23 protein-coding genes are annotated in these 22,535 nt (G+C 71.5%); 16 read left to right on the top strand and 7 right to left on the bottom strand.

Features of this window, described 5'->3' with window-relative positions:
• Positions 1-82 precede the first annotated feature (82 nt).
• Positions 83-952 carry a biotin--[acetyl-CoA-carboxylase] ligase gene (locus ACFU5K_RS01305; protein ID WP_384055308.1) on the bottom strand — a complete coding sequence of 290 codons (870 nt, stop codon included), beginning with the start codon at positions 950-952 and terminating at the stop codon, positions 83-85.
• Positions 953-1,112: 160 nt separating this feature from the next.
• On the opposite strand from ACFU5K_RS01305, the gene ACFU5K_RS01300 reads away from it, so the two are divergent.
• The 4 genes from ACFU5K_RS01300 (at position 1,113) to ACFU5K_RS01285 (ending at position 3,760) form a co-directional block, all read left to right on the top strand.
• The gene (locus tag ACFU5K_RS01300) at positions 1,113-2,693 is read left to right on the top strand and encodes an acyl-CoA carboxylase subunit beta (protein WP_384055306.1); all 1,581 of its coding nucleotides are present in this window, start codon (positions 1,113-1,115) and stop codon (positions 2,691-2,693) included.
• Positions 2,694-2,707: 14 nt separating this feature from the next.
• Positions 2,708-2,914, top strand: coding sequence for an acyl-CoA carboxylase epsilon subunit (locus ACFU5K_RS01295; protein ID WP_384055303.1), 207 nt, complete (start codon positions 2,708-2,710; stop codon positions 2,912-2,914).
• Between the two features lie 85 nt (positions 2,915-2,999).
• Complete coding sequence (gene mmpB, locus ACFU5K_RS01290) at positions 3,000-3,128, top strand: morphogenic membrane protein MmpB (protein WP_099174806.1); 129 nt, start codon at positions 3,000-3,002, stop codon at positions 3,126-3,128.
• A gap of 20 nt (positions 3,129-3,148) precedes the next feature.
• Entirely contained in the window at positions 3,149-3,760 is a 612-nt protein-coding gene (locus ACFU5K_RS01285; protein WP_384055301.1) for a nucleoside triphosphate pyrophosphatase, read from the top strand.
• A gap of 37 nt (positions 3,761-3,797) precedes the next feature.
• On the opposite strand, the gene ACFU5K_RS01280 is transcribed toward ACFU5K_RS01285, so the two are convergent.
• A complete protein-coding gene (locus tag ACFU5K_RS01280) occupies positions 3,798-4,238 on the bottom strand; it encodes a hypothetical protein (protein WP_384055298.1) in 441 nt (146 codons plus the stop codon).
• A 410-nt stretch (positions 4,239-4,648) separates the two neighbouring features.
• Here ACFU5K_RS01280 and ACFU5K_RS01275 point away from each other — a divergent pair, with 410 nt between their 5' ends.
• A complete protein-coding gene (locus ACFU5K_RS01275) occupies positions 4,649-6,403 on the top strand; it encodes an acetyl/propionyl/methylcrotonyl-CoA carboxylase subunit alpha (RefSeq protein WP_384055295.1) in 1,755 nt (584 codons plus the stop codon).
• Between the two features lie 89 nt (positions 6,404-6,492).
• Positions 6,493-7,107 carry a TetR/AcrR family transcriptional regulator gene (locus ACFU5K_RS01270; RefSeq protein ID WP_384055292.1) on the top strand — a complete coding sequence of 205 codons (615 nt, stop codon included), beginning with the start codon at positions 6,493-6,495 and terminating at the stop codon, positions 7,105-7,107.
• A gap of 24 nt (positions 7,108-7,131) precedes the next feature.
• Here the strand turns inward: ACFU5K_RS01270 and ACFU5K_RS01265 are convergent, their stop codons facing one another.
• The gene (locus ACFU5K_RS01265) at positions 7,132-8,100 is read right to left on the bottom strand and encodes a DeoR/GlpR family DNA-binding transcription regulator (protein WP_384055290.1); all 969 of its coding nucleotides are present in this window, start codon (positions 8,098-8,100) and stop codon (positions 7,132-7,134) included.
• A 122-nt stretch (positions 8,101-8,222) separates the two neighbouring features.
• Complete coding sequence (locus tag ACFU5K_RS01260; protein ID WP_384055287.1) at positions 8,223-9,662, bottom strand: NAD(P)H-quinone dehydrogenase; 1,440 nt, start codon at positions 9,660-9,662, stop codon at positions 8,223-8,225.
• A gap of 252 nt (positions 9,663-9,914) precedes the next feature.
• Here ACFU5K_RS01260 and ACFU5K_RS01255 point away from each other — a divergent pair, with 252 nt between their 5' ends.
• From ACFU5K_RS01255 to ACFU5K_RS01245, 3 genes are all read left to right on the top strand, one after another.
• Entirely contained in the window at positions 9,915-10,352 is a 438-nt protein-coding gene (locus ACFU5K_RS01255; RefSeq protein WP_384055284.1) for a gamma-glutamylcyclotransferase, read from the top strand.
• 104 nt (positions 10,353-10,456) lie between these two features.
• Positions 10,457-11,281, top strand: a complete 825-nt coding sequence (locus ACFU5K_RS01250; RefSeq protein ID WP_384055281.1) for a purine-nucleoside phosphorylase — start codon at positions 10,457-10,459, stop codon at positions 11,279-11,281.
• 207 nt (positions 11,282-11,488) lie between these two features.
• Positions 11,489-13,129, top strand: coding sequence for a phospho-sugar mutase (locus tag ACFU5K_RS01245; RefSeq protein WP_384055279.1), 1,641 nt, complete (start codon positions 11,489-11,491; stop codon positions 13,127-13,129).
• A 73-nt stretch (positions 13,130-13,202) separates the two neighbouring features.
• On the opposite strand, the gene ACFU5K_RS01240 is transcribed toward ACFU5K_RS01245, so the two are convergent.
• Positions 13,203-13,841: a PH domain-containing protein gene (locus tag ACFU5K_RS01240; protein ID WP_384055276.1), complete on the bottom strand. Its 639-nt coding sequence runs from the start codon at positions 13,839-13,841 to the stop codon at positions 13,203-13,205.
• A gap of 124 nt (positions 13,842-13,965) precedes the next feature.
• Here ACFU5K_RS01240 and deoC point away from each other — a divergent pair, with 124 nt between their 5' ends.
• From deoC to ACFU5K_RS01225, 3 genes are read left to right on the top strand one after another with little or no spacing between them, the layout of a single operon-like run.
• Positions 13,966-14,913, top strand: a complete 948-nt coding sequence (gene deoC / locus ACFU5K_RS01235) for a deoxyribose-phosphate aldolase (RefSeq protein WP_384055334.1) — start codon at positions 13,966-13,968, stop codon at positions 14,911-14,913.
• 5 nt (positions 14,914-14,918) lie between these two features.
• Entirely contained in the window at positions 14,919-16,355 is a 1,437-nt protein-coding gene (locus tag ACFU5K_RS01230) for an aldehyde dehydrogenase family protein (RefSeq protein WP_384055273.1), read from the top strand.
• Positions 16,348-17,274: an aldehyde dehydrogenase family protein gene (locus tag ACFU5K_RS01225; RefSeq protein ID WP_384055270.1), complete on the top strand. Its 927-nt coding sequence runs from the start codon at positions 16,348-16,350 to the stop codon at positions 17,272-17,274. The genes ACFU5K_RS01230 and ACFU5K_RS01225 overlap by 8 nt, the downstream gene beginning before the upstream one ends.
• A 60-nt stretch (positions 17,275-17,334) precedes the next feature.
• Here ACFU5K_RS01225 and ACFU5K_RS01220 read toward each other — a convergent pair whose 3' ends face one another.
• Positions 17,335-17,760, bottom strand: coding sequence for a hypothetical protein (locus ACFU5K_RS01220; RefSeq protein WP_384055267.1), 426 nt, complete (start codon positions 17,758-17,760; stop codon positions 17,335-17,337).
• 63 nt (positions 17,761-17,823) lie between these two features.
• Between ACFU5K_RS01220 and ACFU5K_RS01215 the strand changes: the two genes are divergently transcribed.
• Positions 17,824-18,528: a uridine kinase gene (locus ACFU5K_RS01215; protein ID WP_384055264.1), complete on the top strand. Its 705-nt coding sequence runs from the start codon at positions 17,824-17,826 to the stop codon at positions 18,526-18,528.
• 156 nt (positions 18,529-18,684) lie between these two features.
• Here ACFU5K_RS01215 and ACFU5K_RS01210 read toward each other — a convergent pair whose 3' ends face one another.
• Positions 18,685-19,431, bottom strand: coding sequence for a SigE family RNA polymerase sigma factor (locus ACFU5K_RS01210; RefSeq protein WP_384055261.1), 747 nt, complete (start codon positions 19,429-19,431; stop codon positions 18,685-18,687).
• Positions 19,432-19,624: 193 nt separating this feature from the next.
• On the opposite strand from ACFU5K_RS01210, the gene afsQ1 reads away from it, so the two are divergent.
• From afsQ1 to ACFU5K_RS01195, 3 genes are read left to right on the top strand one after another with little or no spacing between them, the layout of a single operon-like run.
• A complete protein-coding gene (gene afsQ1, locus ACFU5K_RS01205; protein WP_015578482.1) occupies positions 19,625-20,302 on the top strand; it encodes a two-component system response regulator AfsQ1 in 678 nt (225 codons plus the stop codon).
• Positions 20,299-21,825 (top strand): ATP-binding protein, encoded by a 1,527-nt coding sequence (locus ACFU5K_RS01200; RefSeq protein WP_384055259.1) that lies wholly within the window; start codon positions 20,299-20,301, stop codon positions 21,823-21,825. Before afsQ1 ends, ACFU5K_RS01200 begins: the two co-directional genes overlap by 4 nt.
• Entirely contained in the window at positions 21,822-22,478 is a 657-nt protein-coding gene (locus tag ACFU5K_RS01195; protein ID WP_384055256.1) for a hypothetical protein, read from the top strand. The genes ACFU5K_RS01200 and ACFU5K_RS01195 overlap by 4 nt, the downstream gene beginning before the upstream one ends.
• Positions 22,479-22,535: the final 57 nt, after the last annotated feature.

Below are 22,535 nucleotides of genomic sequence, written 5' to 3'. Positions count from 1 at the left end.
TGTGCCCTGGCTCACGTCCCCGGTCACGCGGTTGCGCGGTGATGTCCCGCGAGACGTCACCCGCATGTGCCCGGCCCCCGGATCAGGTCAGACCTCCCCCCTCGCCGCGCAGGTGCACGATGTCGCCCGCCGACACCGGCTCCTGGACGCCGTCGCCCGTGGCCAGCACGAGCCGGCCGTCGCCGTCGATCGCGACGGCCTCTCCCACGACCGACCGGTCACCCGGCAGCTCGGCCCGCACCGTGCGGTCGAGCGTGGCGCAGCCAGCCGCGTAGGCCGCCTGGAGGCCGGAGGCCGCCGCGTCGCCGCCGGCGTCACGCCACTTTGTGTACCAATGCTCCAGCGACCGCAGGACGGCCCGCAGGAGCGTCTCGCGGTCGGTGGACACCGCTCCGGCGAGCGCCAGCGACCCGGCGTGCGGGGCGGGGAGCTCTGCCGCGCGGAGCGACACGTTGAGGCCGATGCCGATCACGACGCCGTCCCCGGCCCGCTCGGCGAGGATGCCTCCGGTCTTGCGCTCCTCGCCGCCGATGGTCACCAGGAGGTCGTTGGGCCATTTCAGTGCCATGTCGACGCCCGCCGCCTGCGCGAGGCCCGTCGCGGCCGCGACGCCGGTCAGCAGCGGCAGCCAGCCCCACCGCTCGGCGGGCACGTCGCCGGGGGTCAGGTGGACCGAGAGGAAGATGCCCGAGCGGGGCGGCGCGGTCCAGCTACGGTCCAGACGGCCGCGGCCCGCGGTCTGCTCCTCCGCGACCAGGACCGCCCCCTCGGCGAGCCCCTCACCCGCCGCCAGCGCCGCGAGGTCGGAGTTGGTGGAGCCGGTCGACTCGACCACGTCGAGGGAGCTCCACAGACCGCCGGGCCTCAGCAGCGCGCGGCGCAGCGCCGTGACGTTGAGGGGCGGCCTGTCGAGGTCCGACCAGCGGTTGTGCGGCGCATCGGAAGGTGTCATGCAACCCACATTAGGTGTGGCCAACGACGCACTGCCGAACCGTATCCGCGCCGATACGCTACGGGTCGGTAGCCAACACCGGCCGACGAGCAGCTTGCCGTCGAGCGCGCTACCGGACGTACCAGCCGTCCCCCGTGACCAGGCAGGGAGCCGCCACCCGATGTCCGAGCCGCAGAGCGACATCCACACGACCGCGGGCAAGATCGCGGACCTGCAGCGCCGTATTGAAGAGGCGACACACGCAGGTTCCGCCCGCGCCGTCGAAAAGCAGCACGCCAAGGGCAAGTTGACTGCCCGGGAGCGCGTCGAGCTCTTGCTCGACGCAGGTTCTTTCGTGGAGCTCGACGAGTTCGCGCGGCACCGCTCCACCAACTTCGGCATCGAGAAGAACCGCCCGTACGGGGACGGCGTCGTCACCGGATACGGCACGGTGGACGGCCGCCCCGTCTGTGTGTACTCGCAGGACTTCACCATCTTCGGCGGCTCGCTGGGCGAGGTCTACGGCGAGAAGATCGTCAAGGTCATGGACTTCGCGCTGAAGACCGGCTGCCCGGTCATCGGCATCAACGACGGCGGCGGGGCCCGCATCCAGGAGGGCGTCGTCGCCCTGGGCCTGTTCGCCGAGATCTTCCGCCGTAACGTCCACGCATCGGGCGTGGTCCCGCAGATCTCGCTGATCGTCGGCCCCTGCGCGGGCGGTGCGGTCTACTCGCCGGCGATCACCGACTTCACCGTGATGGTCGACCAGACCTCGCACATGTTCATCACCGGCCCGGACGTCATCAAGACGGTCACCGGCGAGGACGTCGGTTTCGAGGAGCTGGGCGGCGCCCGCACCCACAACACCACGTCAGGTGTGGCGCACCACATGGCGGGTGACGAGAAGGACGCCATCGAGTACGTCAAGTCCCTGCTGTCCTACCTTCCGTCGAACAACCTCTCCGAGGCGCCGGCCTTCCCCGAGGAGGCCACCCTGGAGACCACGGACGAGGACCGCGAGCTCGACGCCCTCATCCCGGACTCGGCGAACCAGCCGTACGACATGCACACCGCGATCGAGCACGTGCTCGACGACGGCGAGTTCCTGGAGACCCAGGCCCTGTTCGCGCCGAACATCATCACCGGCTTCGGGCGCGTCGAGGGCTATCCGGTCGGCATCGTCGCCAACCAGCCGATGCAGTTCGCCGGCTGTCTGGACATCAACGCGAGCGAGAAGGCAGCGCGATTCGTCCGCACCTGCGACGCCTTCAACGTGCCGGTCCTCACCTTCGTCGACGTGCCCGGCTTCCTTCCGGGCGTCGACCAGGAGTACGGCGGCATCATCCGCCGGGGCGCCAAGCTCATCTACGCGTACGCCGAGGCCACCGTCCCGCTGATCACGGTGATCACCCGCAAGGCGTTCGGCGGCGCCTACGACGTCATGGGCTCCAAGCACCTGGGCGCCGACCTCAACCTGGCCTGGCCGACCGCGCAGATCGCGGTCATGGGCGCCCAGGGCGCGGTGAACATCCTGCACCGGCGCACGATCGCGGCCGCCGAGGACCCCGAGGCCACCCGCGCCGAGCTGATGACCGACTACGAGGACGCCCTCCTCAACCCGTACGTCGCGGCCGAGCGCGGCTACGTCGACGCGGTGATCATGCCGTCCGAGACCCGGGCGCACCTGGTGAAGGGCCTGCGCCAGCTCCGGACGAAGCGCGAGTCCCTGCCGCCGAAGAAGCACGGAAACATCCCCCTCTAGCCACGGGAGCCACCATGATCAAGGTCGTACGGGGCAATCCGACCCCGGAGGAGCTTGCCGCGGCCCTCGCCGTGGTCCGGGCGCGCGCGGCGGCGGCCGTCGCCGCACCGACCGGCGCCCCACTGCCGCCCGAGCAGTGGTCGGACCCGGGACGCATCGCCCGCGGTGGTGCGCTGCGGCCGGGTCCCCGGTCGTGGGCGCGGACGTACTGGCCCTCCTGAGGCACGGCGGCCCGACGGGCCCGCGGGCGGCGCTTGAGTACGCGTACTCAGGCGCCGCAGCCGTGTCCGGAGCACCATCGGACGCATGCTGTGGTCCGACCCCGAGAACAAGCCTCCGAAGGAACTCCGCGACGCCCAGGACATGATGCGCCGCGCGGGGCTGCTGCTGGCGCTGGCCATGGTCGTGGCGATGTTCGTACTGGGCACCCGCTGAGGTCTCCCGCCCCGCCTACGATGGCGGGTATGACTGATCAGCGCCGCCTCGTGCTCGCCTCCGCCTCCCCCGCCCGTCTCGGCCTCCTCCGTCAGGCGGGCCTCGCCCCCGAGGTGATCGTCAGCGGTGTGGACGAGGAGGCGGTCAGCGCTCCCACCCCCGGCGAGCTGGCGCTCGTCCTGGCCGAGGCGAAGGCCGCCGCGGTCGCGGCCCGCCCGGAGGCGTCCGGCGCACTGGTGATCGGCTGCGACTCGGTGCTGGAGCTGGACGGCGAGGCGTTCGGCAAGCCCGCGGACGGCGAGGAGGCCACGGCGCGCTGGAAGTCGATGCGCGGCCGGTCGGGCATCCTGCGGACGGGCCACAGCGTCATCGACACGGCGACCGGCCGCACGGCGTCGGCGACCGCCTCCACCGTCGTCAGGTTCGGCGAGCCGACCGACGCCGAGGTAGCGGCGTACGTCGCGTCGGGCGAACCGCTGCACGTCGCGGGAGCGTTCACGCTGGACGGCCGCTCGGCGCCGTTCGTCGAGGCGATCGAGGGCAGCCACGGCAACGTCATCGGGCTCTCGCTGCCCCTCCTGCGCCGGCTTCTGGGCGAACTGGACTTCTCCGTCACCGATTTCTGGGTCTGAACGGGCGATTTCCGGGTCCGAACCGGCGACGGCCGACTCACACGGCGGCCGGGGTCCCTCCGGGACCGGCCGGAGCGGCCTCCGGCCCACGCCGGTCGAACGCCACCAGCGTCAGCACGATCAGTGCGAGGACGGCCATCATGAACGCGAAGGCCGCCCAGCCGATCAGCCCCACCGCCAGTGCGCCCAGCACCCCGTGGACGACCGCGCAGGCGATGAGGGCGATCCTGCCGAAGCGGCCCGGTGCCCGGTCGCGTATCCCGGCCAGCAGCGGTATCAGCCCGCACAGTACGAGCAGGACGCCCGAGACGCAGCCCATCACCCAGGTGCCGGTGACCATGGCGGCCGGGTCCATCCCCGCGAGGGACATGCTCTGGTTGCCCGCGACCGTCGCCAGGATGCCGTTGACGATCACGATGCCCACGGCCTCCACGAACAGAACGATCGCGGTCACGAAGGCCACCGGTCTGCGCACCACGGCGCCACCCCCTGTTACCTGTAGTACGTGCGATAGCGCGGACCCTACTAACGGGTAACGCGCCGGACAAGGGGGCGGGCGCCCTCGGCCGCTCGCGCGCACCGCCCGCGCGTCCCACCGCGGGGACGCGCCGTGCGCGCCGTCGTGCCGAGGCAAAGATTCCATCGGCCATTCGTAGGGAGTCCACAAAGAAACGCCGCGCGCCGTTGGCCGTCCGGACAGAGACTTGGGCCACACTTCGTGGCTACTGTGCCCTTGAGGATCCCGGCGTAGCGTGGTGCGACAAGGGATTTCGCGACTCGAGCAAGCCTCGAATCACACTCCGTGTGGGCAAGTTCACTATTGGGGACGGGTCGTACGGCCGTGTCGGTAGTCCCTAAACTCAGCTTGTTCTCAAGGAGGGAGCCATCGTGCGCAAGGTGCTCATCGCCAACCGTGGCGAAATCGCTGTCCGTGTTGCTCGGGCTTGCCGGGATGCCGGGATCGCGAGCGTAGCCGTCTACGCCGATCCGGACCGGGACGCCCTGCATGTGCGCGCGGCCGACGAAGCGTTCGCTCTGGGCGGTGACACCCCGGCCGCCAGTTATCTGGACATGGCCAAGGTGCTCCAGGCAGCCAAGGACTCGGGGGCGGACGCGATCCACCCGGGTTACGGCTTCCTCTCGGAGAACGCGGAGTTCGCCCAGGCCGTGCTGGACGCGGACCTGACGTGGATCGGCCCGCCGCCGCAGGCGATCCGCGACCTGGGTGACAAGGTCGCCGCCCGCCACATCGCCCAGCGCGCCGGCGCGCCGCTGGTGGCAGGCACGCCGGACCCGGTCTCGGGTTCCGACGAGGTCGTGGAGTTCGCCGAGAAGAACGGCCTGCCGGTCGCGATCAAGGCGGCCTTCGGCGGTGGCGGCCGCGGCCTGAAGGTCGCCCGCACGCTGGAGGAGATCCCCGAGCTGTACGACTCCGCGGTCCGTGAGGCCGTCGCGGCCTTCGGCCGGGGCGAGTGCTTCGTCGAGCGCTACCTGGACAAGCCGCGCCACGTGGAGACCCAGTGCCTGGCCGACCAGCACGGCAACGTCGTCGTCGTCTCGACGCGTGACTGCTCACTGCAGCGCCGCCACCAGAAGCTCGTCGAGGAGGCCCCGGCGCCCTTCCTGTCCGAGGCGCAGAACGCCGAGCTGTACGCGGCCTCGAAGGCGATCCTGAAGGAGGCCGGCTACGTCGGCGCCGGCACCGTCGAGTTCCTCGTCGGCATGGACGGCACGATCTCCTTCCTCGAGGTCAACACCCGCCTCCAGGTGGAACACCCCGTCACCGAGGAGGTCACCGGCCTCGACCTCGTCCGCGAGATGTTCCGCATCGCCGACGGCGAGGAGCTCGGTTACGGCGACCCGGCCGTGCGCGGCCACTCCTTCGAGTTCCGGATCAACGGCGAGGACCCGGGCCGCGGCTTCCTCCCCGCCCCCGGCACCGTCACCCTCTTCGACCCGCCCACCGGTCCGGGCGTCCGCCTGGACGCGGGCGTGGAGACCGGCAGCGTCATCGGTCCCGCCTGGGACTCCCTCCTCGCGAAGCTGGTCGTGACCGGCGCGACCCGTGAGCAGGCCTTGCAGCGCGCCGCGCGTGCGCTGAGCGAGTTCACCGTCGAGGGCATGGCCACCGCCATCCCCTTCCACCGCGCGGTCGTCACCGACCCGGCGTTCACCTCGGACCCCTTCCAGGTCCACACCCGGTGGATCGAGACGGAGTTCGTCAACGACATCAAGCCCTTCACGGTGCCCGCGGACCAGGACGCCGACGAGGAGTCCGGCCGCGAGACCGTGGTCGTCGAGGTCGGCGGCAAGCGCCTCGAGGTGTCCCTGCCGTCCTCGCTCGGCATGAGCCTGGCCCGCACCGGCCTCGCGGCGGGGGCGAAGCCCAAGCGCCGCGCGGCGAAGAAGTCCGGCTCGGCGGCCTCCGGCGACACCCTCGCTTCCCCGATGCAGGGCACGATCGTCAAGATCGCCGTCGAGGAGGGGCAGGAGGTCAAGGAGGGCGACCTCATCGTCGTGCTCGAAGCGATGAAGATGGAGCAGCCCCTCAACGCGCACCGATCCGGCACCGTCAAGGGCCTGGCGGCCGAGGTCGGCACGTCGATCTCCTCCGGCGCCGCGATCTGCGAGATCAAGGACTGACGCTCGTCCTCGTGCACTGGGGGCCCGGCATCCGCCGGGCCCCCAGTGGCATCCTGGGACGCGGAAGCGGACACCAGGAGGACAGGGCTATGGCGATGAGCACGACACCGGCCCGGCCGATGCGCGCCGACGCGCGCCGCAACCGCGACCGGCTGGTGAGCGAGGCGCGGGCGTCCTTCGCGGCCCACGGCACGGACGCGTCGCTGGAGGACATCGCCCGGAGGGCGGGCGTCGGCATCGGCACGCTCTACCGGCACTTCCCGAACCGCCACGCTTTGATGAACGCGGTGTTCCAGGACGCCCTGACCGACCTGCTCGACCGTTCCCGCGTGCTGGCGCACGCCGAACAGCCCTGCGCCGCGCTCGTGGAGTGGCTGGGTGCGATCGTCGCCCATGCGGGTGAGTACCGGGGCCTGGCGCAGGCACTCATGTCGGCTTCCGCGGACGAGACCTCGGCGCTGACGTCCTGTCATGTGCCGTTGCGTCAGGCGGGCGAGCGGCTGCTCTCCCGGGCCAGGACGAGCGGCTCGGTCCGGGCGGACGTGTCGATCGACGACCTGCTGCGCCTCACCAACGCGATCGCGCTGGCCACGGAGCAGGCCCCGGCCGATCCGGCCCTGGCCGGCCGCCTGCTGCGGCTGGCGCTGCACGGACTGAAGGCGGACCCGGCCGATCCGCGGCCGTCATCCCCGCTCGGCGGCTGAGGGCGCCGTCCGGTACCCCGCGCCCTAGCGTCGCCGCATGTCCGCGACGCGGCCCACCGGCCCGTCCGCCAGCACCGCCGCGCTCCGCAGTTGCGGCCCGAGACCTCCCGGCCCTCCGTGGCCGCCCTGGGTGCGCCGCTGCCCGGGCAGCGGCATCTCCTGCCTGGGCTGCCGTCCAGGAGGCGGGGCGTCTCCGGCCGAGGTATCCGCGTCGGGTCCCGCCACCGTGATCTCCACCCCCTGGTCGGCCAGGGCCTGCAGCTCGGTGGCCGCACGCTCGTCGTGCACCGGTGGCTCGTCCGTCACCAGACGGGTGATCAGCTCCGTGGGCACCGTCTGGAACATGGTGTCGGAGCCGAGCTTCGTGTGGTCCGCGAGGACCACCACCTCGGCGGCGGCCTGCACCAGCGCCCGGTCCACGCTGGCCGAGAGCATGTTGGACGTGGACAGCCCCCGCTCCGCGGTCAGCCCGCTCCCGGAGAGGAAGGCCCGGGAGACCCGCAGCCCCTGGAGGGACTGTTCGGCCCCGCTGCCGACGAGGGCGTAGTTGCTCCCCCGCAGCGTGCCGCCTGTCATCACCACCTCCACCCGGTTGGCATGGGCCAACGCCTGGGCGACGAGCAGCGAGTTGGTGACCACGGTCAGACCGGGCACACGTGCGAGCCGGCGGGCCAGCTCCTGCGTGGTCGTTCCGGCGCCGACCACGATGGCCTCGCCTTCACCGACCAGGCCGGCCGCCAGATCGGCGATGGCCGTTTTCTCCGCGGTGGCAAGATGGGATTTCTGCGGAAAGCCGGACTCCCGCGTAAAACCGCCCGGCAATACCGCACCGCCGTGCCGGCGGTCGAGGAGTCCTTCTGCCTCCAGCGCCCGCACGTCCCGCCGTACGGTCACTTCGGAGGTCTGGACGACGCGGGCGAGCTCACGGAGCGATACTGCCCCGTTGGCGCGCACCATTTCGAGGATCAATTGACGACGTTCTGCAGCGAACACGAAACTGACAGTAACCTGGCCGTACGTTGCTTTTCAGCAGTTTGCGCCGAATAAGAGAAGTTGTACATGCGTGAGGCCCCCTAGTGGTATAGGGGGCCTCGTCGCAGGTGGAGCGGTCCGTACTACGCCTCGCCGGCCGACTTACGGGTGTGCAACTGGCGGGCGACCTCGGCGATCGAGCCCGACAGGGAGGGGTAGACCGTGAAGGCGTTCGCGATCTGCTCCACCGTCAGGTTGTTGTCGACCGCGAGCGAGATCGGGTGGATCAGCTCGCTGGCCCTCGGTGCGACGACACAGCCGCCTACCACGATGCCGGTGCCCGGGCGGCAGAGGATCTTGACGAACCCGTCCCTGATGCCCTGCATCTTGGCGCGCGGGTTGCGCAGCAGCGGCAGCTTCACGACACGGGCGTCGATCTTGCCGGAGTCGACGTCGGCCTGACTGTAACCGACCGTGGCGATCTCGGGGTCGGTGAAGACGTTCGCGGAGACCGTCTTCAGGTTCAGCGGCGCCACGGCGTCGCCGAGGAAGTGGTACATCGCGATCCGGCCCTGCATCGCGGCGACCGAGGCCAGCGCGAAGATCCCGGTGACGTCACCGGCCGCGTACACGCCGGGGGCGCTGGTGCGGGAGACCCGGTCGGTGCGGATGTGCCCGGAGTCCTTGAGCTGCACCCCGGACTCCTCCAGGCCCATGCCCGCGGTGTTCGGGATCGCACCGACCGCCATGAGGCAGTGGGTACCGGAGATGACGCGGCCGTCGGCCAGCGTGACCTCGACCCGGTCGCCGACGCGCTTGGCGGACTGCGCGCGGGAGCGCGCCATGACGTTCATGCCCCGGCGGCGGAAGACGTCCTCAAGGACGGCCGCCGCGTCCGGGTCCTCGCCGGGGAGCACCCGGTCGCGGGATGAGACCAGGGTCACGCGTGAGCCCAGTGCCTGGTAGGCGCCGGCGAACTCGGCGCCGGTGACACCGGATCCGACGACGATGAGCTCCTCGGGGAGCTCGTCGAGGTCGTAGACCTGGGTCCAGTTCAGGATGCGCTCGCCGTCGGGCAGGGCGTCCGGGATCTCCCGAGGGTGGCCGCCCGTCGCGATCAGGACCGCGTCGGCGGTGAGCCGCTCCTCGGTCCCGTCGGCCGCGGTCACCACGACCTGCCGGGAGCCGTCGGAGGCCTGGAGGCCCTCCAAGCGGCCGCGGCCCCGCATGACCCTGGCCCCCGCGCGGGTGACGGAGGCGGTGATGTCGTGGGACTGGGCGAGCGCCAGGCGCTTCACCCGCCGGTTGACCTTGCCGAGGTCGACCCCGACCACCCGCGCCACCTGTTCGATGTGCGGGGTGTCGTCGGCGACGATGATGCCCAGTTCCTCGTAGGAGGAGTCGAAGGTGGTCATCACCTCGGCCGTCGCGATCAGGGTCTTCGAGGGCACGCAGTCGGTGAGTACCGACGCGCCGCCGAGGCCGTCGCAGTCGACGACGGTCACCTCCGCGCCGAGCTGGGCGCCCACCAATGCAGCCTCGTAGCCGCCGGGGCCGCCGCCGATGATCACGATCCGGGTCACGAAAAGTCCGCCTCGCGTGGTGTCATCCCACGGCCGTCTGCCGCCCCGGCCGGGGGTCCGGGGGGCCGCCCCGGCGTATGCAGTACGTAATTCATTGTCCCGCACGCGCCAAGCTGCTTCGCCCCGGGGCCCTCCATACGGGCACGCGCCCGGTCGAGGCGCGGTTCACCGGCCGCCGCAGGGCGTCCCGCACGGGTGGTCCCTCGCCCCGGAACCGCCGCACCGCGCGTCACCTCCCGTACCCTCGACCCCATGTCGCTCTACGCCGCGTATGCCGGCAACCTCGACGCGCGGCTGATGACGCGCCGCGCACCGCACTCCCCGCTGCGCGGCACGGGCTGGCTCAACGGCTGGCGGCTGACGTTCGGGGGAGAGCAGATGGGCTGGGAGGGCGCGCTGGCCACGGTGGTGGAGGCCCCCCGCTCCCAGGTCTTCGTGGCGCTGTACGACCTGGCACCCATGGACGAGGACTCCATGGACCGCTGGGAGGGCGTCGGCCTCGACGTCTACCGGCGCATGCGCGTGCGCGTCCACACGCTGGACGGCGACGAGCCCGCCTGGATGTACGTGCTGAACGGTTACGAGGGCGGGCTGCCCTCCGCCAGGTACCTGGGCGAGGTGGCGGATGCCGCCGAGTCCGCCGGAGCACCGCACGACTACGTGATGAACGTGCGCAAGCACCCCTGCTGAACCTGGGCCCGCCACAGTTTCTGTACGAGAATACGAAGAGGTCCGGCCAGACTCTCAACGAGCACATCTACGCGCGTAGGGAATCAGCGGTTACCCTCATCCGCGTGAACGTATCTGTTATTCCGGACCACATCCAGGGCGACCCCCTCGCCGCCGCCGCCGACGCCGCCGCCCGCCTGCGCGAGCTGACCGGCGTCGAGACCCACGACGTCGCTCTCGTGATGGGCTCCGGGTGGGCCCCCGCCGGCGAGGCGCTCGGCGCCCCGGAGGCCGAGTTCCCCGTCACCGCGCTGCCCGGCTTCCCGGCCCCGGCCGTGGAGGGGCACGGTGGCACGATCCGCTCGTACCGGATCGGCGAGAAGCGCGTCCTGGTCTTCCTCGGCCGCACGCACTACTACGAGGGCCGCGGCGTCGCGGCCGTGGCGCACGGCGTGCGCACGGCCGTCGCGGCGGGCTGCGGGACGATCGTCCTGACCAACGGCTGCGGCGGGCTGCGCGAGGGCATGCGCCCCGGCCAGCCGGTCCTCATCAGCGACCACATCAACCTCACGTCGGCCTCGCCGATCGTGGGCGCGAACTTCGTCGACCTGACCGACCTGTACTCGCCGCGGCTGCGCGCCCTGTGCAAGGAGATCGACGACACGCTCGAGGAGGGCGTGTACGTACAGTTCCCCGGCCCGCACTACGAGACCCCGGCCGAGATCGGCATGGTCCGGGTCATGGGCGGCGACCTCGTCGGCATGTCGACGGTCCTGGAGGCCATCGCGGCGCGTGAGGCCGGTGCCGAGGTGCTGGGCATCTCCCTGGTCACGAACCTGGCCGCGGGCCTGAGCGGCGAGCCCCTCAACCACGAGGAGGTCCTCCAGGCCGGCCGCGACTCCGCCACCCGGATGGGCGCCCTGCTGGCCCGGGTACTCGACCGCATCTGATCACCCCGCGACCCGGCGGAATCGGCCTCGGCCGGCGTCTCGCGTCGTCCGGGCCCGGCATCATCGGCCGCTCCGGCGATCGGGGCGCGGCGGTCCGGGGCCCCTCGACCGGAGCACCGGTCACGGAAGGGGCCGGCGGGGTGACCGCCCCGCGCGACAGCCGACCCTCCCCGCCCCACACAACCGCACCGCAGAAAGGCGGACACCGTGCAGCAGGACCTCATCACGCGGGCCAGGACCTGGCTCGCCGAGGACCCGGACCCCGAGACCCGCGCGGAGCTCGCCGGGCTCATCGACGCCGGTGACCTCACCGAGCTCGCCGACCGCTTCGCCGGCACGCTCCAGTTCGGCACGGCGGGCCTGCGGGGCGAGATCGGCGCCGGGCCGATGCGCATGAACCGCTCCGTCGTCATCCGTGCCGCCGCGGGTCTGGCCGCCTACCTGCGGGCGCAGGGACAGGCCGGCGGGCTCGTCGTCATCGGTTACGACGCCCGGTACAAGTCGGCCGACTTCGCCCGCGACACCGCGGCCGTGATGACCGGAGCGGGGCTGCGCGCGGCGGTGCTCCCCCGCCCGCTGCCCACACCCGTCCTGGCGTTCGCCATACGGCACCTCGGGGCGGTCGCCGGCGTGGAGGTCACTGCCAGCCACAACCCGCCGCGCGACAACGGCTACAAGGTCTACCTGGGTGACGGCTCGCAGATCGTGCCTCCGGCCGACGCGGAGATCGCCGCCGCGATCGAGGCGGTCGGCCCGCTCGAGCGTGTGCCGCGTCCCGAGTCCGGCTGGGAGACCCTCGGCGAAGAGGTCCTGGCCGCCTACCTCGCCCGTACGGACGCCGTCCTCAGCCCCGGCTCACCCCGGACCGCCCGGACCGTCTACACCGCCATGCACGGCGTCGGCACGTCCGTCCTGACCGCGGCCTTCGCACGGGCCGGGTTCCCCGAGCCGGTGCTGGTCGCCGAACAGGCCGAGCCCGACCCGGCGTTCCCCACCGTCGCCTTCCCCAACCCGGAGGAGCCGGGGGCCATGGACCTGGCCTTCGCGACCGCACGCGCGGCCCGGCCGGACATCGTCATCGCCAACGACCCGGACGCCGACCGCTGCGCCGTCGCCGTACCCGACCCCGCCGTCGAGGGCGGCTGGCGGATGCTGCGGGGCGACGAGGTCGGCGCGCTGCTCGCCGCGCACCTCGTCGAGCGGGGCGTCACGGGCGTGTTCGCCGAGTCGATCGTCTCCTCGTCACTGCTGGGGCGTATCGCCGAGAAGGCCGGCCTCGGCTACGAGGAGACGCTGACGGGCTTCAAGTGGATCGCGCGCGTCGACGGGCTGAGGTACGGCTACGAGGAGGCGCTCGGTTACTGCGTCGACCCGGACGGGGTGCGCGACAAGGACGGCATCACGGCCGCCCTGCTGATCGCGGAGCTGGCCTCCGCGCTCAAGGAGAAGGGCCGCACCCTCCTGGACCTGCTGGACGACCTGGCCGTCGAGCACGGGCTGCACGCGACGGACCAGCTGTCCGTCCGGGTCGAGGACCTGTCGGTCATCGCCGACGCCATGCGGCGCCTGCGCGAGAACCCGCCGGCCGAACTGGCCGGCCTGCCCGTCACCTCGGCCGAGGACCTCTCCCTGGGCACCGGCGCGCTGCCGCCCACCGACGGCCTGCGCTACCACCTGACGGGCGCCCGGGTCATCGTCCGCCCGAGCGGCACCGAGCCCAAGCTCAAGTGCTACCTGGAGGTCGTCGTCCCGGTCGCATCGGCCGACGAGCTGCCCGGGGCGGCCGCGAAGGGCGCCGGACTCCTCGCCGCCGTCAAGCGCGACCTGGCAGCCGCGGCCGGCATCTGAGCGGGCCGCACAGGGGAGGCGAAGGCGGCGTGACCGGTGGGCACGCGCGCGGGCCCGACGCCCCGCTCCCCCGTCAGCTGACGGCGAACAGGACCACGAGCGCCACCAGACCCACGGCGGCCGGGGCGATCACCTCGTAGGCCCAGCGCACCGAGGCGGTCGTCGTGGCCTTCTCGGTGCGGGCGGCGGCGCGCTCGGCGAGCTCCCGCAGGTCGCCCACCGTCTGATCCGCGGCGGCCGTAAGCGCCTGGGAGTCGCGGACGTCGGCGTGCGCGGACGTGCGGCCGTAGGGATCGTCGTGCGCCCGCTGGACGGCCTTCCTGGACGCCCGCTTGCGCTCGCGCAGCGAGACCGGGACCGCCCACAACTGATACTTGTCACCGCCGTGGGTGAAGATCTCGCTGGAGTACGTGGCGCGTACCGTGGAGACGTCGGCCCACGGCACCACGATCGTGCGGAACGGGTTGCGGATGCGGATCCGCTCGACGTCGGCGAAGACCGCAGGCCTCAGGGTGAACGCGACGATCAGCGGGACCACGGTCAGCAGGGCGGCCAGTGACAGCCAGGGCACCCGCCCCGTGCCCCGGAACACCGCGTCCCCGCCGATCCAGCCGACCAGCAGGATCAGCAGCACGCCGCTGACGATGCCGGCACCCGACCGGTAGGTCCGGTCGGCGTGGGCGGGCTCGGCGGAGGGTGTGGGACTCGTCATGCTCCCGATTCTGCCTGAAGTGGCGGAGCAGGTGCGGCCCGGCCTCGCGGAGGTCGCGGGAGGACCGGAAGGAGAACGGGCCTGTACATGTTGCTACGCGCGTAGATATGCTGGTGTGGTGACCATGCCCACCACTGCTCCAGCATTCGCCGACGCGACGGCGTCCGACAGTGCGCTGCGCCGCTTCCTGCACGGGCTGCCCGGCGTCGACACCGTCGGCCTCGAAGCGCGCGCCGCGTCCCTCGGCACACGATCGATCAAGACGACCGCCAAGGCGTACGCGATCGATCTCGCCATCTCGATGATCGACCTGACGACGCTGGAAGGCGCGGACACCCCGGGCAAGGTCCGGGCTCTCGCCGCCAAGGCCGTCAACCCCGACCCCACCGACCGCACGACCCCGCGCACCGCCGCGGTCTGCGTCTATCCCGACATGGCGGCGACCGCCGTCGCGGCGCTGGCGGGCTCCGGGGTGAAGGTGGCCTCCGTGGCGACGGCCTTCCCCGCCGGCCGCGCCGCGCTCGACGTCAAGCTCGCGGACGTCCGCGACGCCGTGGCGGCCGGGGCCGACGAGATCGACATGGTGATCGACCGGGGGGCCTTCCTCTCCGGCCGTTACCTCAAGGTGTACGAGGAGATCGTCGCCGTGAAGGCCGAGTGCGGCTCGGCGCGGCTCAAGGTGATCTTCGAGACCGGCGAGCTGTCGACGTACGACAACATCCGGCGCGCCTCCTGGCTCGGGATGCTGGCGGGGGCGGACTTCATCAAGACGTCGACCGGCAAGGTCGCCACGAACGCGACGCCGGCGAACACCCTGCTGATGCTGGAGGCCGTGCGCGACTTCCGGCAGCAGACGGGTGTGCAGATCGGCGTGAAGCCCGCCGGCGGCATCCGCACCACCAAGGACGCCATCAAGTTCCTGGTCCTGGTGAACGAGACCGCGGGCGAGGACTGGCTGGACAACCACTGGTTCCGCTTCGGCGCCTCCAGCCTGCTGAACGACCTGCTGATGCAGCGCCAGAAGCTCAGCACCGGCCGTTACTCCGGCCCCGATTACGTGACGGTGGACTGATCCCCATGGCATCTGCATTCGAATACGCGCCGGCTCCGGAGTCCCGCTCCGTCGTCGACATCGCCCCCTCGTACGGCCTGTTCATCGACGGCGAGTTCACCGAGGCCGCCGACGGCAAGGTCTTCAAGACGGTCAGCCCCTCGTCCGAGGAGGTGCTCTCCGAGGTCGCACGGGCCGGCTCCGAGGACGTGGACCGGGCCGTGAAGGCCGCACGCAAGGCGTTCGAGAAGTGGTCGGCCCTGCCCGGCTCCGAGCGCGCCAAGTACCTCTTCCGGATCGCCAGGATCATCCAGGAGCGCTCCCGGGAGCTCGCCGTCCTGGAGACCCTGGACAACGGCAAGCCGATCAAGGAGACCCGCGACGCGGACCTCCCGCTGGTCGCCGCTCACTTCTTCTACTACGCGGGCTGGGCCGACAAGCTGGACCACGCGGGCTACGGGGCGAACCCCCGTCCGCTCGGGGTGGCCGGCCAGATCATCCCGTGGAACTTCCCGCTGCTGATGCTGGCCTGGAAGATCGCCCCGGCGCTCGCCACCGGCAACACCGTGGTGCTGAAGCCCGCCGAGACGACTCCGCTCTCCGCCCTGTTCTTCGCGGACATCTGCCGCCAGGCCGGCCTGCCCAAGGGTGTCGTCAACATCCTGACGGGTTACGGCGACGCGGGCGAGGCACTCGTCTCGCACCCCGACGTGAACAAGGTCGCCTTCACCGGCTCGACCGCGGTCGGCAAGGCGATCGCCCGGCAGATCGCCGGCACGGACAAGAAGGCCACGCTCGAACTGGGCGGCAAGGGCGCGAACATCGTCTTCGACGACGCACCGGTCGACCAGGCGGTCGAGGGCATCGTCACCGGGATCTTCTTCAACCAGGGCCAGGTCTGCTGCGCGGGATCGCGGCTGCTGGTCCAGGAGTCGGTCCAGGACGAGGTGCTGGACGCCCTGAAGCGCAGGCTGTCCACGCTGCGGCTCGGCGATCCGCTGGACAAGAACACCGACATCGGCGCGATCAACTCCGCCGAGCAGCTCGCCCGGATCACCGCCCTGGTGGAGACCGGCGAGGCGGAGGGCGCGGAGCGCTGGTCGGCCCCCTGCGACCTCCCGTCGTCGGGTTACTGGTTCGCCCCGACCCTCTTCACCAACGTCACCCAGGCGCACACGGTGGCCCGTGACGAGATCTTCGGCCCGGTGCTGTCCGTCCTCTCGTTCCGGACCCCGGACGAGGCGGTCGCCAAGGCGAACAACAGTCAGTACGGCCTCTCGGCAGGCATCTGGACGGAGAAGGGCTCCCGCATCCTCGCGGTGGCGAACAAGCTCCGCGCGGGCGTCGTCTGGGCCAACACGTTCAACAAGTTCGACCCGACCTCGCCGTTCGGCGGATACAAGGAGTCGGGCTTCGGCCGCGAAGGCGGCCGCCACGGTCTGGAGGCCTACCTCGATGTCTGACGGGCGACTGAGCGTCTTCAAGACCTACAAGCTGTACGTCGGGGGCAAGTTCCCCCGCTCCGAGAGCGGCCGGGTGTACGAGGTGACCGCGAAGAAATCAGCCACTGCCGCAGCGGGCAAGGGCAAGTGGCTGGCCAACGCCCCGCTGTCGTCCCGCAAGGACGCCCGTGACGCGGTCGTCGCCGCGCGCAAGGCGTTCGGCGGCTGGTCGGGCGCGACGGCGTACAACCGCGGCCAGGTCCTCTACCGCGTCGCGGAGATGCTGGAGGGGCGCCGGGACCAGTTCGTGCGCGAGGTCGCGGACGCGGAGGGGCTGTCGAAGTCCAAGGCCGCGGCCGTCGTCGACGCGGCGGTCGACCGCTGGGTCTGGTATGCGGGCTGGACCGACAAGATCGGCCAGATCGTGGGCGGGGCGAACCCGGTGGCGGGCCCGTTCTTCAACCTCTCCACCCCGGAGCCGACGGGCGTGGTGGCGGTCCTGGCGCCGCAGGAGTCGTCCTTCCTCGGCCTGGTCTCGGTGATCGCCCCGGTGATCGCGACCGGCAACACCGCGGTCGTCGTCGCCTCGGCGGACGCACCCCTTCCCGCGCTCTCGCTGGGCGAGGTACTGGCCACCTCCGACCTGCCGGGCGGCGTGGTGAACATCCTGTCGGGGAGGACGGCCGAGCTCGCGGCCCCGCTGGCCTCCCACCAGGACGTCAACGCCATCGACCTCACCGGCGCCGACGCCGAACTGGCGACGGAACTGGAGATCGCGGCCGCGGACAACCTGAAGCGCGTCGTGCGCAACCGTCCACAGGCTGTGGACGGGGCGGACTGGTCGGCCGACCCGGGCACGCACCGCCTGACGGCCTTCCTGGAGACCAAGACGGTCTGGCACCCGACGGGCGCCCTGGGGGCCTCCGGCTCCTCGTACTGAGCCGCCGGACGCGCGTGCGGGGCCGCCCCGAGCGGCCCCGTACGCGCGTCCGCGGTCGATTCAGCCGGTGATCAGACCGGTCACCTCGCCGATCACGGGCAGGTCGCCCAGAGCGGCCCCGCTGGTCAGCGGGTCTGTGACGAGGGCTGTGGTCACCGGCTTGAAGTCGGCGATCTGGGTACCCACCGCGTTGTCCAGCGGATCCACCCCCGTCCCGGCGAGCGGATCCAGCTGCAGGTCCGTGACGGGCTTGACGGCCCCCGCGAGTCCGTAGCCGAGGGCGCTGGTCAGTGCGGGCGACGCCGCCTCGCCGACCGCCCCCAGGGTGCTGTCCGCGGAGTCCGCACCGGTGGCGGGTGTGGCGGGCAGGACGGCGGCCTGGGCCGCCGTGCCTCCCGCACCGAGTGCCGCACCCAGTGCGGTGAGGGTCAGACCGGCGCGCAGCAGTGCGCGGCGGGGGGGCTTGGACAGTGCGTGACGTGCCATGTTTTCCCACCTGATCGGGACGTGTTGAGTAATCATCCGTGCGCGCAGAGTAGTTGAGGTGTGATGCTCGATACCAACAGGACCTCCGGGGGATCCCCTACGCGGGTCAATGCCTCACACTTCTGTTCTGTGAGTTCCCAACCGATCCCCACTCGCGTCGTGCTGCTCGCCGGTCCTTCCGGCTCCGGCAAGTCGTCCCTCGCTGCCCGCAGCGGTCTGCCCGTGCTGCGCCTGGACGACTTCTACAAGGAGGGAAACGACCCGACACTGCCCCGGGTCACCGGTAGTACCGACATCGACTGGGACTCGGCGCTGTCCTGGGACGCGGACGGTGCGGTCGCGGCCGTCGCCGAGCTGTGCCGCACGGGGCGTACGGACGTCCCGCTGTACGACATCGCCACGAGCGCGCGGGTCGGCCGCGAGACGCTCGACATCGAACGCACGCCCCTGTTCGTCGCCGAGGGCATCTTCGCGGCGGACATAGTGGAGCGCTGCCAGGAGCTCGGCATACTGGCCGACGCCCTGTGCCTGCGCGGGCGGCCGTCCACGACGTTCCGCCGGCGTCTGCTGCGGGATCTGCGGGAAGGGCGGAAGTCCGTGCCGTTCCTGCTGCGGCGCGGGTGGCGGCTGATGCGGGCCGAGCGGCACATCGTGGCCCGCCAGGCCGCGCTGGGCGCGTATCCCTGCGCCAAGCAGGAGGCGCTGGGCCGCCTGGCCGCCGCCGCGGCGGGCCGCTGTCTCGCTCCCCGGAGCCGGGTACCGAACTGAGGCCGTGACCGCCCGGACCCGGGCCGTCGTGGCCGTCGCGCGACGAAACAGCGGGGGCGGACAGGACCCCCCGGCCTGTCCGCCCCCGCTGCGTGTCACCCCCGTACCGCCGCTTCCCCCGAAGCGGCGGCGTTCTCCCCCGTTCCCCCGTAGACCTCAGGCCACCAGCTCGCCGAAGGACTCCTCCTCGTCACGGCCGAAGCTGAGGACGTCGTCCTCGCGCAGCCGGCGGAGCGACCGCCAGATGCTCGACTTCACCGTGCCGACACTGATGCCGAGTATGGACGCGATCTCCGGGTCCGTGCGGCCCTCGTAGTAGCGCAGGACCAGCATCGTGCGCTGGAGTTCGGGCAGCCGCGCCAGCGCCTGCCAGAGCACCGCACGCAGTTCCGTGCCCCGCATCGCGTCCGTGTCGCCGACCGTCTCCGGCAGCTCCTCGGTCGGGTACTCGTTCAGCTTTCGCCTGCGCCATGCGCTGATGTGCAGGTTGGTCATGGTCCGGCGGAGGTATCCGCCGACCGCCGCCTTGTCGCTGATCCTGTCCCACGCCCGGTACGTCGAGAAGAGGGCGCTCTGCAGCAGGTCCTCGGCCTCGAACCGGTCGCCGGTCAGGTGGTAGGCGGTCGCGTACAGGGAGGCACGGCGCTCCTGGACGTAGGCGGTGAACGCCACCTCGGCGCTCTCGGCCTGCGCCGGGACCTTCCGCTCCCCCGAGCCCTCCCCGTACGCTTTTCCCCCGTTTTCCCCCGTGGACGCGTCAACCATCGTCAGGTACGACGAGTGCTGACGACCGGCACCCCGGAAACACCCACGCGCTCCGGTGCCGGACTTCTCCGGGCTCCTCCCGACGTCGTGGAGGCGTGTGACAACTGCGCTTGAGGTGGTGCTGTGCAGTGCGTTCATCTGGCGCCCCCCATCGGTGGAGTCCGTTCGTTCCGTGTGCCATTGAGCTTGCCGGGGCAGTTTCATGGCGCTGTCCCCCGACTGTCACAGGGCTGTCACAGGGCGGGCCGGGCACCCGCGCCGGGGATCGAGCCGGGGATCAAGTAGGGGGGATTGTCGAAAGGTGGCAGCACCATGGGCCAGAATGGCCCCCGTGCCTTTCCTGTTGCTGATCGAGGACGACGACGCCATCCGCACGGCCCTCGAACTCTCGCTGTCTCGCCAGGGCCACCGTGTGGCCACCGCGGCGACGGGAGAGGACGGCCTGGAGCTGCTCCGGGAGCAGCGGCCGGACCTGGTCGTGCTGGACGTGATGCTGCCCGGGATCGACGGTTTCGAGGTCTGCCGGCGCATCCGGCGCACCGACCAGCTGCCGATCATTCTGCTGACCGCGCGCAGCGACGACATCGACGTCGTGGTGGGACTGGAGTCCGGCGCGGACGACTACGTGGTGAAACCCGTGCAGGGCCGGGTGCTCGACGCCCGTATCCGTGCGGTTCTGCGGCGCGGCGAGAGGGAGTCGACCGACTCGGCGACGTTCGGGAGTGTCGTCATCGACCGTTCGGCGATGACCGTCACCAAGAACGGGGAGGACCTGCAGCTCACGCCGACCGAGCTGCGTCTCCTGCTCGAACTGAGCCGCAGGCCCGGACAGGCCCTTTCGCGGCAGCAGTTGCTGCGTCTGGTGTGGGAACACGACTACCTCGGTGACTCGCGGCTGGTGGACGCCTGCGTGCAGCGGCTGCGGGCGAAGGTGGAGGACGTGCCCTCCTCGCCGACGCTGATCCGTACCGTGCGCGGCGTCGGCTACCGGCTGGACTCGCCTCAGTGAGCGATCCCGCGAAGCGTTCCGTACTCGCGGGTCTTCGCTGGACCAGCCTGAGGCTGCGGCTGCTGATCGTGTTCGCGCTGGTGGCCCTGACGGCCGCGGTGTCCGCCTCGGGCATCGCGTACTGGCTCAACCGTGAGGCCGTGCTGACGCGCACCCAGGACTCGGCGCTGGGCGACTTCCGCCGCCAGATGCAGAACAAGGCCGCCTCGCTGCCACTGGAGCCTTCGTCGACGGACCTTCGGGACGCCGCCGAGCAGATGGCGAGCAGCGGCCCCGGCTACCAAGTACTGCTGGTCGGCACGCGTGACGGCAAGCCCGTCACCGGGTCGTCCGACATCGACTCGTTCACCAAGGTCGACGTGCCCGCGTCGCTGCAGAAGCAGGTGAACAAGAAGCAGCCGCTGACGTCGAGCAACACCTTTGAGTACCACCTGTTCTGGCAGCGCACGACGATGGGCGGCACGCCCTACCTGGTGGCCGGCACGAAGATCATCGGTGGTGGTCCGGCCGGCTACATGCTGAAGTCGCTCGACCAGGAGCGCGAGGACCTGAGTTCGCTCGCCTGGTCGCTGGGCATCGCCACGGCGCTGGCCCTCGTCGGATCGGCACTCCTCGCCCAGGCGGCCGCGACGACGGTGCTGCGACCGGTGCAGCGGCTCGGCGACGCGGCCCGCAAGCTCGGCGAGGGGAAGCTCGACACCCGTCTCGCGGTCTCCGGAACGGACGAACTCGCTGATCTCTCCCACACGTTCAACAAGGCTGCGAGTTCCCTGGAGAAGAAGGTCGCCGACATGAGCGCGCGGGAGGAGTCGAGCCGCAGGTTCGTCGCCGACATGTCGCACGAGCTGCGAACTCCCCTGACCGCGATCACGGCGGTCGCCGAGGTGCTGGAGGACGAGGCGGACAGTCTCGACCCGATGATCGCCCCGGCCGTGCACCTGGTGGTGAGCGAGACCCGGCGGCTGAACGACCTGGTCGAGAACCTCATGGAGGTCACCCGCTTCGACGCGGGTACGGCCCGCCTCGTCCTGGACACCGTCGACGTCGCGGACCAGGTGACCGCCTGCATCGACGCCCGCGCCTGGCTGGACGCGGTCGACCTGGACGCGGAGCGCGGCATCATGGTGCGGCTCGATCCGCGGCGGCTCGACGTGATCCTGGCGAACCTGATCGGCAACGCCCTCAAGCACGGCGGTTCGCCGGTGCGGGTGTCGGTACGGACCGACGACGACGATCTCGTCATCGAGGTGCGCGACCACGGCCCGGGCATCCCCGAGGAGGTCCTGCCCCACGTGTTCGACCGCTTCTACAAGGCGAGTGCCTCCAGGCCGCGCTCCGAGGGCAGCGGTCTCGGCCTGTCCATCGCGCTGGAGAACGCGCACATCCACGGCGGTGACATCACGGCCTCGAACCTCCCGGACGGTGAGGGCGCGATGTTCGTGCTGCGGCTCCCGCGTGACGCCGAGGGGCTGACCGGCATGCCGGGCGACGACGACCGGGACGAGAAGGGCGACGCGAAGTGACGCGCAGCGAGCGGGCGTACGGTGCACCGCGAAGGGGCCGTCCGAGGGGCGGCCGGCGCCGGGCCGCAGCAGCACTGGCCGTCGTCGCGGCGTGCGCGGCACTGGCCTCGGGCTGCGGGATCCGGAGCACCTCGGTGCCGGTCGACGCGGGCGCGGCGCCGTCGCGGATGCCGTGCCGTACCGCTGCGTCCGATGCCACCCTGCCCCCTCCGCCGGGGAGCGTCTCGGTGAGGATCCACCTCATCTGCGCCTCTCAGCTCGCGACGGTGGAGCGCACGGCCGAACTCGACGAGTCACGGTCCGACCGGCTCATGGTCGCCCAGGCGCTGCTGGACGAGCTGGAGCGCGAGCCTTCGGCCGACGAGCGGCGGGCCGGCTTCTCCAGCGACGTACCGGTGGGGCTGCGGGCCGCCGATGCCCGCCAGGGTGACCCGAAGGGCACTCTGCGCCTCAGCGAGCAGCCGGAGGACCTCCCCGCGGAGGCACTCGCCCAGGTGGTCTGCACGTTCACGGAGAGCGACGGCATCGGCTCGAACGGCTCGGTGCTGCTCGGAGGGCCGGGGAACTACGCCCCGCGGGGCTATCTGTGCACGTCGGAGACGAAGGCCCGCCCCGCGGAGGTGCCCACGCTGGGTGCGGTAGAGCTTCCTTGAGGCCTCTCCGCCCGTGGTGCCCGGCCGGTCGTGGTACCCGTCACAGAGCCTTCCCCG

It is taken from the genome of Streptomyces sp. NPDC057428 (assembly GCF_042803195.1).
Taxonomy (GTDB): domain Bacteria; phylum Actinomycetota; class Actinomycetes; order Streptomycetales; family Streptomycetaceae; genus Streptomyces.
The sequence above is the reverse complement of the archived record's forward strand: the minus strand, read 5'-3'. Positions and strand labels throughout refer to the sequence as shown.